We start from the raw sequence: 12,425 nt of genomic DNA on the forward strand, positions 1-12,425 counted from the left end.
TGCAGTATGTGCAAATTCTGCTATGCATGTTTGTGCCGATTTATGCATGTTTATGCTTGTTGGGAGAATTAAGTGGCGACGGAGCTTTTGCTTCACGAAAGACAGGCGCGTATTCAGGACCTGTTGCAGCAGTCGGGTCGCGTGCTGGCGACGGAGTTGGCTGAGAGCTTTGGCGTGTCGGAAGACACGATACGCCGCGATCTGCGTGATATGGCGGCTGCCGGTCTCTGCAAGCGTGTTTACGGCGGCGCTCTGAAAGCTGCACCGTCATCGCTGTCGCTGGCCGAGCGCGACGGGGAACGCACGGCGGCCAAGGCGGCGCTGGCGGGTGTGCTGCTTGGTCTGATTGAGCCGGGCATGACGGTGTTTCTGGACGCGTCCTCGGTCAACACGGCATTGTCGCGGCTTCTGGTGGAACGCGGCGAGGCGCTCACAGTTGTTACCAATACGCCGTCGATTGCCGCTATTTTGCTTCAGTCGTCGGAAATAGAGGTGATCACGATCGGCGGGCCGATTGATCGCCGTGTCAGTGCGGCGGTGGGCGCGCGGGCCTTGCGCGATGCGGAAACAGTGCGTCCTGATCTGTGCGTGCTGGGTGCCTGCGGCGTTGCGGCGGAAATCGGCGTTACGGCTCTTTTTCTGGACGATGCCGAGTTCAAGCGCACCATTGCCAGCCGCAGCCGGTCTGTCGTACTGGCAATCACCAATGACAAGCTTGGCACTGTTGCAGCGCATGATGTCGTCTCGCTGGATGATATTGGTGTCATGGCTGTTGAACAGGATGCCGATGAGAAATTGCTCGCGCCTTTTGTGGCGGCGGGCGTGAATATATTACGCGCGGCAACAGGCCGTGGCTGAGGGACACATGGAACAGGTTTCCGGACGGGAAGATACCGCGCCATCACGCGCGCCGATGATCACCAAAGAGCGTGTCGCTGTCGCGCTGCTCTTTCTGGCTAACGGCTATATTTTTGGCGGCTGGGCTCCGAAAATTCCAGAATTCGCCGCACGCCTTGGGCTGGATAGCGCAGGCATGGGGCTTATGATCCTCGTCTTCGGCGTCGGCTCGCTGGCCATGATGCCCGTGGCAGGCGCTTTGTCGGCGCAGCGCGGTTCCGGCGCGGTGGCACGCATTTTCGCGCTGGCCTTCATCCCGGCGCTACTGATTATTGCGCTGGTGCCAAATGTGGTCACAGCGGTCATCGTGATGTTCTATTTCGGTGGCACCATGGCTGCGATGGATGTGGCGATGAATGCCAATGCGGTCGCCGTGGAAAAATCCATGCGCCGCGCCATCATGTCGTCCTGTCATGCATTCTGGAGCCTCGGCGGGCTTATCGGCGCAGCGACAGGCGGCTTTCTCATCACGCAGTTCGGCTCGACTGTTCATGCGCTGGTCGCGACCATCGCTGCGGCGATAATGATTGCTGTCGCGTGGCCATCGATCATTGCCGACAAGTTCCACCATCCAAGCGGCGAAAAGCAGAAGCTCACCCTGCCGCGCAATCCGCTGCCCTGGCTGGTGGGTGTGATGGCCCTGTTCTCGATGGTGCCGGAAGGCGCGATCATTGACTGGAGCGCTTATCACATGCGCCAGGATCTGGGCGCGTCGGTCACGCTCGCGGGTTTCGGCTTTGCGGCCTTCTCCTTTTCCATGGCGGTGATGCGCTTTGCGGGCGATCTGGTGCGTGACCGTTTCGGCGCGGTGCGCACGCTGCGCGCCTGCACGACGATTGCCATTATCGGCATGTTGATCGTCGGCTTTTCCACCGATCCCTATGTGTCGCTGGTCGGTTTCGCCATCTGCGGCATCGGCATTTCCAACATGGTGCCGATTGCCTTTTCGATGGCCGGAAACATACCGGGCGTGAATCCGAGCGTCGGCCTGTCGATTGCCACCACGCTTGGCTATTCCGGCATGCTGGTGGCGCCGTCGCTGATCGGCTTTGTTGCCAAACATAGCGGTTTCGGCGTGGTGTTTATCGCGCTGCCAGTCCTGCTTCTTGTTGTGCTGGCCTTTTCCAGTCTCGCCCGCTACGCTGATCAGAAGCATTAAAGCATGTCGCTGTTAACCGGCTTCGGGATTCCCGTTTGGCTTGATCTGTGATTCACTTGTCTCATGGAAGGAGATGCACCATGGGCAAGCCGCATCCGATTGAGTTGCGTGAGCGTGTCGTTGCGTTTGTGAATGAGGGCAATAGTCACCGGGAAGCCGCTCGGCATTTCCGTGTTTCGCCTCGGTTCGTCAACAACATGATGATCCTGCATCGGTCATCCGGCTGTCTGGCCGCCGCCAGGCAGGGCCACCCGCCTGGTAGTGTGAAGCTTTTGGCTCATGGTGATTGGGTCCGCGAGCAGATGTCCGCCCGTGGCGAAACGACTTTGGACGAACTGTGCGTTGCGCTCGCGGAGCGCGGTATTGAAGTCCACCGCGCCACGGCCGGGCGATTTCTACACCGACTTGGGCTGAGTAATAAAAAAAAGCCTCAAGGCAAGCGAGCAGCGTAGACCAGAGATCGCCAAGACGCGTGATCTTTGGATCAATCGCCGAAAGCGGTTCTTCAACAAGGCCTTGTCGCGTCTCATCTTTATCGATGAGACTTCCACAAATACGCGCCTGACAAAACGCACCGGATGGTCTACCAAAGGCAGGCGCTTTGCCGCCTATGCGCCCTTCGGAAAATGGAAGACACAGACCTTCATTGCCGGACTGCGCTGCCATGGCCTGACCGCGCCATGGATCGTCGATGCACCGATGAACAGCCGCATCTTCGAAACCTGGATCGAGACACAGCTTGTGCCGACACTGTCAGCCGGTGATATAGTCATCCTCGACAATGTCGGCTTCCACAAAAGCCAGAAGGCTGAGCAACTCGTCAAGGCAAAGGGCGCTTGGTTTCTCTTCCTGCCGCCCTATTCGCCGGACCTGAACCCAATCGAAATGGCTTTCTCAAAACTCAAAGCACTTCTGAGAAAGCGAGCAGCACGCAGCTTCGACGCCATCTCAAAAGCACTTGGCGATATCATCAGTCTCTTCTCCATCAATGAATGCCAGAACTTCTTTAAGGCTGCTGGGTATGAGGCCGAATAAATGCGACACGCTTTAGTCTCTATTTTTACGCATTATCCAGCGCACCGAAGCGGGATCAGAAATCAGTCCAGTGGACTGATTTCCCCGCGTAGGCGCTTCGCACTTTTGCTGGAAATGCTTTTTATTCCGCCGTCCAGCCGCCTTCGACCGGCAGGGCCGCGCCATTGATCTGCGCAGCGGCATCGGTGGCGAGAAAGGTGGCAAGCGCGCCGATCTGCGCGGTGGTGACGAATTCCTTCGTCGGCTGTTTATCGAGCATCACTTCGCGGATCACCGTTTCACGATCCATGTTGTGCGCTTTCATCTGATCGGGAATCTGCGCCTCCACAAGCGGCGTCAGCACATAGCCGGGACAGATGGAATTGGCGGTGATCTTCGCGGTCGCCAGTTCCAGCGCCAATGTCTTGGTAAAGCCGACAATGCCATGCTTGGCCGCAACATAGGCCGACTTGAACGGCGAGGCGACCAGTCCGTGGGCGGATGCAATATTGATGATGCGTCCCCAGCCGCTCGCGCGCATATGCGGAATGGCGGCGGCGGATGTATGGAAGGCGGAGGTCAGGTTGATCGCGATGATGCGGTCCCACTGCTCGGTCGGGAATTCTTCCACCGGGGCGACATGCTGGATGCCCGCATTGTTGACCAGAATATCGGCGCTGCCGAAAGCCTTGACGCTATCGGCGATCAGCTTGCGGCAGTCGTCGCCCTTCGACATATCGGCTGCGATATAGACCACGCTTGCGCCATGTTCCTCGCCCAGCATGCGGGCCAGCGCATGATCTTCGTCGCGGTCGGTGAAGGAATTGATCACAACGTTGTGTCCCGCAGCCGCCAAGGCGTGGGCGATGCCAAGGCCGATCCCTGAATTGGAGCCGGTGACAATAGCGGTTTTGCGGGCAGTTGCGTCGGTCATGGTCTGGCATCCTCGTTTATGATGGCGCGCATAATGAGAGGGCGACAATGCGTCGGCAAGTGATTATATAGATCGAAATCCTTATAAGTGCAGACCCAGTTAAGAACAGAGCAAAATGTCTTCCGAGACCGTCAGCTATTTCTCGCATCCTTTCCCTCGTCGCCAATCGGTTGGCGTCAGTGTCGGCGGCGTTGTCGTCGGCGGCAATGCGCCGGTCGTCGTGCAGTCGATGACCAATACGGATACGGCGGATGTGGACGCCACCGTCGCGCAGGTCGCAGCCTTGCATCGCGCGGGTTCCGAGATTGTGCGTATCACGGTGGACCGCGACGAATCCGCTGCCGCCGTGCCAAAAATCCGCGAAAGGCTGGAGCGTCTCGGCCATAATGTCCCGCTGGTCGGCGATTTCCATTATATCGGTCACAAGCTGCTCGCCGATCATCCGGCCTGCGCGGAGGCGCTGGCGAAATATCGCATCAATCCGGGCAATGTCGGCTTCAAGGACAAGAAGGACAAGCAGTTCGCCGATATCGTCGAAATGGCGATCCGCTACGACAAGCCGGTGCGTATCGGCGTCAACTGGGGTTCGCTTGATCAGGAATTGCTGACCACACTGATGGATCGCAATCAGGATGCGGGCGCGCCATTGAGCGCACAGGAAGTCATGCGCGAGGCCATCGTGCAGTCGGCGCTGATTTCCGCCAATCTGGCCGAGGAAATCGGTCTTGGCCGCGACAAGATCATTCTGTCGGCCAAGGTCAGCCAGGTACAGGACCTGATCGCCGTCTATACGATGCTGGCGCAGCGTTCCAATCATGCGCTGCATCTGGGTCTCACCGAGGCTGGCATGGGCACCAAGGGCATTGTCGCCTCGTCGGCGGCCATGGGCATTTTGCTGCAGCAGGGCATTGGCGATACGATCCGCATTTCGCTGACCCCCGAACCTGGCGGCGACCGCACCCGCGAAGTGCAGGTGTCGCAGGAGCTTCTGCAGACGATGGGCTTCCGCCAGTTCATCCCGATTGTCGCAGCCTGTCCCGGTTGCGGACGCACGACATCGACGGTGTTTCAGGAACTGGCGCAGACCATTCAGGACGATATCCGCCGCAACATGCCGGTCTGGCGCGAAAAATATCCGGGCGTGGAAGCACTTTCAGTCGCGGTGATGGGCTGCATCGTCAACGGTCCGGGCGAATCGAAACATGCCGATATCGGTATTTCTCTTCCCGGCACGGGCGAAACGCCGTCCGCGCCGGTGTTTGTCGATGGCAAGAAGGTCACCACTTTGCGCGGCCCTGCCATTGCCGAAGAGTTCCAGAAGATGGTTGCCGATTATATCGAGAACCGTTTCGGCCTTGGGCAGAAGATGGCTGCCGGACAGAATTAACACTACAGTTGCATTCTTCGTGATGCCGGTCTGCAACGCGCAATTTCCTGCGCTCCGGTGCTCACGTACATTGAAGTACGCTCCGCTCCGGTGCTCAAAAATCACTCGTTTCGCCACGGCCTGACGAATTTGCAACTGTAGTGCTAAGCCGAGCAGGTTACTGCGCGCGTCGCAGCTTCTGGTGTTGTTTTTAGTGTTGCCGCCCAGAAGACGAGTGTGGCAAGGCTGATGCCTGCGCCAAGCAGGCACACGCCATTCCAGCCCGCATGGGCATAGACCCAGGTTGAAACCGCCGAGCCAGTCGCGCTGCCGATGGAATAAAACACCATATAGGCAGCGGTCAGCCGGTTCTGGGCGTCCGGGCGCACACGATAGATCATCGCCTGATTGGTCACATGGACTGCCTGTAGGCCGAAATCGATGATCAGAACACCCGCGACCAGCCACAGCAAAGACTGTCCGAGCAGGGCGATAGGCACCCACGCCACCAGCATCAATGTGAGTGCTACGCCGGTCATGCGCTGTGCATGGCCGCGATCCGCAGCACTCCCGGCCCGTGAGGCGGCCAGCGCTCCGGCGGCGCCCGCAAGGCCAAAGAGGCCGATCTCCGCATGGCTCAATTCAAAGGGCGGTGCACTCAGCGGCATTACCAGCGGTGCGAGCAGGGTGGTGATATCGGCAAAGATCAGCATGGCGATGATAGCGCGGATGCGCAGCACGGGCTCCTCTTTGAAAAGGGTTGCGAGCGAGAGGATCAGCGCCGGATAGGAAACGCTTGCGGCTTGTCGGATCTGGCGCGGCAGGCTGCACCAGAGCATGAGGCCGATCAGAAAGGTAATCACCGCTGAACTGAGATAGACGCTGCGCCAGCCGCCAAGGTCGGTTAGCGCGCCTGCAACCGCGCGGGCGAGCAAGATGCCAAGCACGATACCGCTGGTCACAATCCCCACGACATGGCCGCGCCGCGCCGGTTCGGCAAGGCTTGCGGCATAGGCGACGAGGGCCTGTGTCACCACGGCAAGAAGGCCGGTCGCTGCCATCGCGAGAAAGAGCAAGGATGGTTGTCCGGCAATGCCTACGGCGGCAAGTGTCAGCGAGGACAGGAGAAAATGCGCGACGATCAGTTTGCGCCGGTCGAAGAGATCGCCGAGCGGCACCAGAAAGATCAGGCCCAGCCCGTAGCCGATCTGGCTGGCACCGACGATCAGTCCTGCCGTGGAGCGGTCTAGCCCTATATCGTCCGCCATCACATCCAGAAGCGGATGCGCAAAATAGACATTGGCAACGGCAAGACCGCTCGCAATGGCAAACAGAAGAAGCGTTGGGGTGGATAGTGATGGGCGCGCGTCACTGTTCGCGGCAGTTTGCGCTGCCGCGTCGGGAGAGATCTGCATGATGAACTCCAGCAATTTTGGTTTTACTATGAAACCATTTTGTTTTTAGCCAAATAGGTTTTATATTGCAACCAAATTGAATGGATGGAGTGAGATGGTTCGCAAGAAGAGCCTGAAAGGCGACTATTGCCCCAGTGCGCGGGCGCTGGATGTGATCGGCGACTGGTGGTCGCTGCTGATCGTGCGTGAGGCGTTTGACGATGTGACGCGCTTCAGTGCCTTTCAGAAGAATCTGGGCATTGCGCGCAATATTCTGGCCGAGCGTCTGCGCAAGCTGACGGGCGAGGGCATTCTGGAAAGCGTGCCTGATCCCAATGGCGGCGCGCATCAGGAATATCGGTTGACTGCGAAAGGGCGCGATCTTCTGCCAGTGGTCGTCGCGTTACGGCAATGGGGCGAGAAGCATCTGTTTACGCCGGAGGAGCCGCATTCACGGCTGGTGGACAGCGTGTCCGGTCACGACATCGCAAAGCTCGACGTGCGCGCACAGGATGGACGCGTACTTTCCGTCGATGATGTCGTTCTGATCAAGGTTCGAGAGGACGATCTCTGAGTATCAGCTCTGGCGTTCGGCGATGAAGCGCGCGGCCTGCTTGAGAATGTCGGCATCCTTGCCGAACGGCGCGAGCAGGCTTTCCGCCTGGGCGACGAGGCCGGACAATTGCTTGCGCGTCCAGTCGATGCCATGCAACGCCACAAGCGTGGCCTTGCCAGCAGCCGCATCCTTGCCCGTTGCCTTGCCCATTGCAGCGGCGTCTGCCGTCACGTCCAGAAGGTCGTCGGCAAGCTGGAAGGCGAGACCAATGGCCGAACCGAATTCCGCCATGCGTTCGCGATCTTCGCAGGAGGCATCGGCGATGATGGCTCCTGCTTCGCAGGCAAAGCGGATCAGCGCGCCGGTCTTCATCGCCTGAAGCGTGATGATACCGGCTTCGTCTGGCTTTTTTGTCTCGGCCATCAGATCGAGGGCCTGCCCGCCCGCCATTCCGCCAAGGCCGGAAGCGCGGGCAAGGGCGGAAACCAGTTTTACGCGCACGGAGGAATCGAGATCGGTCTCGTCAGCGGCAATAATGTCGAAGGCGTAGGTGAGGAGGCTGTCGCCCGCGAGAATCGCAGCCGCTTCATCAAACGCCTTATGCACTGTCGGCTGGCCGCGGCGCAGATCATCGTCGTCCATGGCCGGAAGATCATCGTGGACAAGCGAATAGCAGTGGATGCATTCCAGTGCAGCCGCGACCCGCAAGACGGCATCGCCGCTCTTGCCGAACAAGGCCGCACTTTCCACAACGAGGAACGGACGCAGTCTTTTGCCGCCATTCAGCACACCGTGACGCATGGCCGCGATCAGCCGTTCCGGTCGGGCGATCTCGCCGGTGCGCAGGCGCTCGTCAAGAAGCCCGATCAGCGTCGTCTCTACTTCGTGGGCGCGACGGTTGAGGGCATCGGTGAATTCGACAGTCACATTTTCCATGATGATCGGCATGGACGAAAGCGCTAATTTGGTCAACTGGGCATATCGATCAGCACAGGCTTTTTCATCAGACGGTCATCAAACGTTGTGTTTCCAGCTTGTTTCCAACGCAGGATTATGGAATCGGGTTCTATATTATTAAAGAATGGTTTATGTCGCTGGGGGAGTACATCAGGCGGTGGACGTGGCCAAAATCATCATCAAGAGCAAAAACGGGCGCAATTACCTGGCTGATCCCGTGTGGGGGCGCCGGATTGTTCTCGCCTTCCGCTTTCTGGTGGTGCTGGCGGTGTTGCCCCTGTTTCTCCTGCTTGTCTATTCGGTTCCCTTCGTGCGCCCGGTCTCGATGCTGATGGTGAAGGACTATGTCCTGTTGCAGGATGTGGACCGGCGATGGGTGAGCATCGACGATATTTCCCCGCATTTGATCAATTCGGTCATGATGGCGGAAGACGGTCAGTTTTGCAGCCATGGCGGAGTGGACTGGCATCAACTGAGCATCGTGCTGGATGATGAGGGCGGTCCAAGCCGGGGGGCTTCCACCATCACCATGCAGACGGTGAAAAATCTCTTCCTGTGGAATGGACGCTCTTTCATTCGCAAGGGGCTGGAATTTCCGCTGGCGCTGGCCGCCGATGCAATTCTGTCGAAGCGGCGCATCATGGAGATTTACCTGAATATCGCCGAATGGGGACCGGGCATTTATGGCATCGAAGCCGCCGCGCAGCATTACTTCAAGCGACCGGCGGCAAAGCTCAATGCGCAGCAGGCAGCCCTTCTCGCCGTGACGCTGCCCAATCCGGCGCTGCGCAATCCGGCCAAGCCGACCCGCAACATGCAGCGCCTCGCACGGGTCGTTGCCGGTCGCGCGGTGCGCTCCGGCCCCTATGTGACCTGCGTACAATAAATGCGGGTCATGAAAAAAAAGATCAGACTCCGGCTGGTCAAAGCCCGCAAGAGCGTGTATAGGCACCTGACTTTCCGGAATTTTGTCCGCTGTGACAGGCTCCACCGGGGCCGTGCCGGACGTTTATTGACCGATCAGTGGAGCTGGATCCATGGCAGTACCTAAAAGAAAAACGTCTCCGTCGAAGCGCGGCATGCGCCGTTCGGCTGACGCTGTGAAGGCCCCGACCTATGTCGAGGACAAGAACTCGGGCGAGCTTCGTCGTCCGCATCATATCGATCTGAAGAGCGGTATGTATCGCGGCCGTCAGGTCCTCGAAGCTAAGGAATAGGTCTGACGCTGCGGTTACCGCGGCTAGCAGACAGGTTTCAAAAACGCTGTTTCCGGGAAACCGGAAGCGGCGTTTTCTTTTATTATCTTTTGGAATTTTAGAGAAACAAAGAATAAATCACCTGAAACAGCCACCCTAAACTGACCGGACATTTTTCCGCCTTAATGTCGCCCTTGAAAGTTATTGTTTATTATAAATTTATTTAAGGGTGGCTATCAATGGATGATCTCGTTAGAGCTGTTTTATTAAATTCTGGTATTTCTCTTAGAGCTGTATCGTCACTTTTTAATGTAATGGACAGTACTTGTCATAGCGATTCTTTTTCTAGGCACATGTCTGATACACCAAATCTTGACGGGCGATTGGATGAAAACAGCGCACGGGCTATTGCGCATTTTGCGAGCAAGAACTTACGATGACAGATCAAAAATAAAGGCCGCGAGTATTTCGCGGCCTTTCTCCTGTTCTGCTCAGCCTGCATCCGCAGCAAAGCCAGCCTTTTCTATTCCTGCAACGGCGACAGTTTCGTCATTGTCGGACGTATCTCCTGAAACACCGACAGCGCCGATAATTTCTCCATCGCTATTCTTGATGATGACACCGCCCGGCACAGGAACGATTCTGCCGCCGGAGACGCCGGAGAGACCTTCCAGAAAATGCGGGCGGTCCTTGGCCTGATTGTGCAGCCAGCGCGAACCGCTTCCGATCGCCAGAGCGCCGAAAGCCTTACCGGATGCGATTTCGAAGCGCAGGATCGACGTGCCGTCCTGACGTTGAAACGCCTTGAGATTGCCACCTGCATCGAAAACCGAGACCGCCAGCGGCTTGAGCTTCAGTTCGGCGGCCTTGGCAAAGGCCGTCGCGATGATGGAATTGGCTTGATCGAGCGTGAGTTGGACCATGGGGAACTCTCCTGTTTCAATGCAGCTAGTTTAGCGCCTGTCAGATGATCCGCATCCGCTAAAGTACCTCGTTTTCGGAGAAACAGCTTTTCGCTTTGCTGAAGGTTTGATGTAATCCTTGCCAAGGCGCGCTTTTTGGTTTTTCTCTGTCGCAACAGTTTGTCACGGAGGAATAGCATGACTGCCGCAACCGATCCGAAAGCTATCGTTATCGCCAGCGCCGCGCGTACGGCGGTGGGCTCCTTCAACGGTGCTTTCGCCACTGTTCCCGCCCATGAGCTGGGCGCGGCGGTCATCAAGGCGGCTCTGGAACGGGCAGGCGTTGCTGCTGATGACGTCGATGAGGTTATTCTCGGACAGGTGTTGACGGCAGGCGAGGGGCAGAACCCGGCGCGTCAGGCTGCTATGGCGGCTGGCTGCCCGAAAGAAGCAACGGGCTTTGCGATCAACCAGCTTTGCGGCTCGGGCTTGCGCGCCGTTGCGCTCGGCATGCAGCAGATTCAGTCGGGCGATGCGAAAGTTATCGTCGCTGGCGGTCAGGAATCGATGTCCATGGCGCCGCATTGCGCGCATCTGCGCGGCGGCGTGAAGATGGGCGATTTCAAAATGATCGACACCATGATCAAGGACGGACTGACCGATGCGTTTCATGGCTATCACATGGGGATCACCGCAGAAAACATTGCGCGCCAGTGGCAACTGACCCGCGCCGATCAGGATGAATTCGCGCTCGCGTCCCAACAGAAGGCAGAAGCGGCGCAGAAGGCCGGAAAGTTCGAGGATGAAATCGTCCCGTTCACCGTCAAGACGCGCAAGGGCGATGTTGTCGTTTCATCCGACGAATATATTCGTCCGGGCGCGACCCTCGAAGCGCTGACCAAGCTGAAGCCAGCTTTCGACAAGGAAGGCACGGTTACGGCGGGCAATGCATCCGGCCTCAATGACGGCGCTGCGGCAGTCGTGCTGATGGAAGCCGAGGAGGCAAGCAAGCGTGGCGTCAAGCCGCTGGCGCGCATCGTTTCCTGGGCAACGGCTGGCGTCGATCCCTCGATCATGGGGACGGGTCCGATCCCAGCCACGCGCAAGGCGCTGGAAAAGGCTGGCTGGACGGTGGCCGATCTGGAACTGGTGGAAGCTAATGAAGCTTTCGCCGCGCAATCCTGCGCCGTGGTTCGTGATCTGGGTCTCAACCCGGAAATCGTCAACGTCAATGGCGGCGCAATTGCTATCGGTCATCCAATTGGCGCTTCCGGCGCGCGTGTGCTGACCACGCTGCTTTATGAAATGAAACGCCGCGATGCCAAGCGCGGTCTCGCGACACTCTGCATCGGTGGCGGCATGGGTGTTGCCATGTGTGTCGAGCGCGACTGATCCGTTTCCGACCTGCTTTATCTTTCGGCCAGGCTGTGGGTTTCCGCAGCCTGCCTTTTTATGTCCGCAAACACAGGTTTGATAGCGAATGAGGGGCGGGGCTGTTTTGGATCACCCGCTCAAAGGTTAACGCCAAACGCCTTCTCTGTTCATTTTAGGGTGTATCGTTGCGTCAGCTGATGTTTCAATATGGTGCGGTTGGCAAAAGCCTACCAGATGTGGTGAGAACAAAGAGGGAAAATTGATCGATCACCGATTCGTCGCCGATTCGTTCCGGCTTTGGCCTAAAGGTTAATGAAAACGGCTTTGGCGGCTTGATGTTCGATAACCAACTATTAGGAATTGTTAAGTTTTCTTTACGCTGCTCAAACTGTCATCGCTCACTCTTGACGCGCTTTGGTCAAAAGTTAACGGCGCTGGTGTTCTGTTCTGTTTGTGTCAGGATGTTACGCAGGGGAGATTCAGCATATGGTGCCTATCGAAAATCCGGTTACCATATGTTGCCGTGAACAAAAGGCGAAGGAATCAGAGTCAGCGATTCGTAGCCGATTCGTTCCAGAGTCGTTCTATTCGTTAAATTGGACCCTTTGTTAAAATCGGGCGTTTGGTAAAACTGTCAGGCTGCCTATGTAAAAACTCGGGCGGCTTAAACTTAACA

General features: G+C 57.7%; 13 protein-coding genes. 9 read left to right on the forward strand and 4 right to left on the reverse strand.

The features are described 5' to 3' along the window. The first annotated feature begins 72 nt into the window (after positions 1-72). The 4 genes from WIX40_RS15680 (at position 73) to WIX40_RS15695 (ending at position 3,091) form a co-directional block, all read left to right on the forward strand. Complete coding sequence (locus WIX40_RS15680; RefSeq protein ID WP_339440570.1) at positions 73-858, forward strand: DeoR/GlpR family DNA-binding transcription regulator; 786 nt, start codon at positions 73-75, stop codon at positions 856-858. Between the two features lie 7 nt (positions 859-865). Next, a complete protein-coding gene (locus WIX40_RS15685) occupies positions 866-2,056 on the forward strand; it encodes an MFS transporter (protein WP_339440572.1) in 1,191 nt (396 codons plus the stop codon). Between the two features lie 80 nt (positions 2,057-2,136). Further along, entirely contained in the window at positions 2,137-2,508 is a 372-nt protein-coding gene (locus WIX40_RS15690; protein ID WP_339439678.1) for a transposase, read from the forward strand. A 64-nt stretch (positions 2,509-2,572) separates the two neighbouring features. Next, positions 2,573-3,091 (forward strand): IS630 family transposase, encoded by a 519-nt coding sequence (locus WIX40_RS15695; RefSeq protein ID WP_011982875.1) that lies wholly within the window; start codon positions 2,573-2,575, stop codon positions 3,089-3,091. Positions 3,092-3,212: 121 nt separating this feature from the next. Here WIX40_RS15695 and WIX40_RS15700 read toward each other — a convergent pair whose 3' ends face one another. Further along, complete coding sequence (locus tag WIX40_RS15700) at positions 3,213-4,004, reverse strand: 3-hydroxybutyrate dehydrogenase (protein WP_339440574.1); 792 nt, start codon at positions 4,002-4,004, stop codon at positions 3,213-3,215. Positions 4,005-4,119: 115 nt separating this feature from the next. On the opposite strand from WIX40_RS15700, the gene ispG reads away from it, so the two are divergent. Next, on the forward strand, positions 4,120-5,391 hold the full coding sequence (gene ispG / locus WIX40_RS15705) for a flavodoxin-dependent (E)-4-hydroxy-3-methylbut-2-enyl-diphosphate synthase (protein ID WP_339440576.1): 1,272 nt from the start codon (positions 4,120-4,122) through the stop codon (positions 5,389-5,391). A 143-nt stretch (positions 5,392-5,534) separates the two neighbouring features. On the opposite strand, the gene WIX40_RS15710 is transcribed toward ispG, so the two are convergent. Next, positions 5,535-6,785: an MFS transporter gene (locus tag WIX40_RS15710; RefSeq protein WP_121538611.1), complete on the reverse strand. Its 1,251-nt coding sequence runs from the start codon at positions 6,783-6,785 to the stop codon at positions 5,535-5,537. 94 nt (positions 6,786-6,879) lie between these two features. Here WIX40_RS15710 and WIX40_RS15715 point away from each other — a divergent pair, with 94 nt between their 5' ends. After that, entirely contained in the window at positions 6,880-7,338 is a 459-nt protein-coding gene (locus WIX40_RS15715; RefSeq protein WP_121538609.1) for a winged helix-turn-helix transcriptional regulator, read from the forward strand. Between the two features lie 3 nt (positions 7,339-7,341). Here WIX40_RS15715 and WIX40_RS15720 read toward each other — a convergent pair whose 3' ends face one another. Then, entirely contained in the window at positions 7,342-8,256 is a 915-nt protein-coding gene (locus tag WIX40_RS15720) for a polyprenyl synthetase family protein (protein ID WP_109370316.1), read from the reverse strand. A 184-nt stretch (positions 8,257-8,440) separates the two neighbouring features. On the opposite strand from WIX40_RS15720, the gene mtgA reads away from it, so the two are divergent. Together mtgA and rpmF are read left to right on the forward strand one after the other, a co-directional pair. Then, complete coding sequence (mtgA, locus tag WIX40_RS15725; protein ID WP_171318714.1) at positions 8,441-9,163, forward strand: monofunctional biosynthetic peptidoglycan transglycosylase; 723 nt, start codon at positions 8,441-8,443, stop codon at positions 9,161-9,163. A 151-nt stretch (positions 9,164-9,314) separates the two neighbouring features. Next, the gene (gene rpmF, locus WIX40_RS15730; RefSeq protein WP_339440578.1) at positions 9,315-9,494 is read left to right on the forward strand and encodes a 50S ribosomal protein L32; all 180 of its coding nucleotides are present in this window, start codon (positions 9,315-9,317) and stop codon (positions 9,492-9,494) included. A gap of 470 nt (positions 9,495-9,964) precedes the next feature. Here rpmF and WIX40_RS15735 read toward each other — a convergent pair whose 3' ends face one another. Next, on the reverse strand, positions 9,965-10,396 hold the full coding sequence (locus WIX40_RS15735) for a GlcG/HbpS family heme-binding protein (RefSeq protein ID WP_339440579.1): 432 nt from the start codon (positions 10,394-10,396) through the stop codon (positions 9,965-9,967). Positions 10,397-10,573: 177 nt separating this feature from the next. On the opposite strand from WIX40_RS15735, the gene WIX40_RS15740 reads away from it, so the two are divergent. After that, a complete protein-coding gene (locus WIX40_RS15740) occupies positions 10,574-11,767 on the forward strand; it encodes an acetyl-CoA C-acetyltransferase (protein ID WP_339440581.1) in 1,194 nt (397 codons plus the stop codon). Positions 11,768-12,425 lie beyond the last annotated feature (658 nt).

It is taken from the genome of Ochrobactrum teleogrylli, assembly GCF_037482325.1.
GTDB lineage: Bacteria > Pseudomonadota > Alphaproteobacteria > Rhizobiales > Rhizobiaceae > Brucella > Brucella teleogrylli.

Bases quoted from the DNA above. Each gene is read 5' to 3' on its own strand.
- WIX40_RS15685 (WP_339440572.1), top strand. From the start codon at position 866: ATGGAACAGGTTTCCGGACGGGAAGATACCGCGCCATCACGCGCGCCG.
- WIX40_RS15690 (WP_339439678.1), top strand. From the start codon at position 2,137: ATGGGCAAGCCGCATCCGATTGAGTTGCGTGAGCGTGTCGTTGCGTTT.
- WIX40_RS15700 (WP_339440574.1), bottom strand. From the start codon at position 4,004: ATGACCGACGCAACTGCCCGCAAAACCGCTATTGTCACCGGCTCCAAT.
- ispG (WP_339440576.1), top strand. From the start codon at position 4,120: ATGTCTTCCGAGACCGTCAGCTATTTCTCGCATCCTTTCCCTCGTCGC.
- WIX40_RS15710 (WP_121538611.1), bottom strand. From the start codon at position 6,785: ATGCAGATCTCTCCCGACGCGGCAGCGCAAACTGCCGCGAACAGTGAC.
- WIX40_RS15715 (WP_121538609.1), top strand. From the start codon at position 6,880: ATGGTTCGCAAGAAGAGCCTGAAAGGCGACTATTGCCCCAGTGCGCGG.
- WIX40_RS15720 (WP_109370316.1), bottom strand. From the start codon at position 8,256: ATGGAAAATGTGACTGTCGAATTCACCGATGCCCTCAACCGTCGCGCC.
- rpmF (WP_339440578.1), top strand. From the start codon at position 9,315: ATGGCAGTACCTAAAAGAAAAACGTCTCCGTCGAAGCGCGGCATGCGC.
- WIX40_RS15735 (WP_339440579.1), bottom strand. From the start codon at position 10,396: ATGGTCCAACTCACGCTCGATCAAGCCAATTCCATCATCGCGACGGCC.
- WIX40_RS15740 (WP_339440581.1), top strand. From the start codon at position 10,574: ATGACTGCCGCAACCGATCCGAAAGCTATCGTTATCGCCAGCGCCGCG.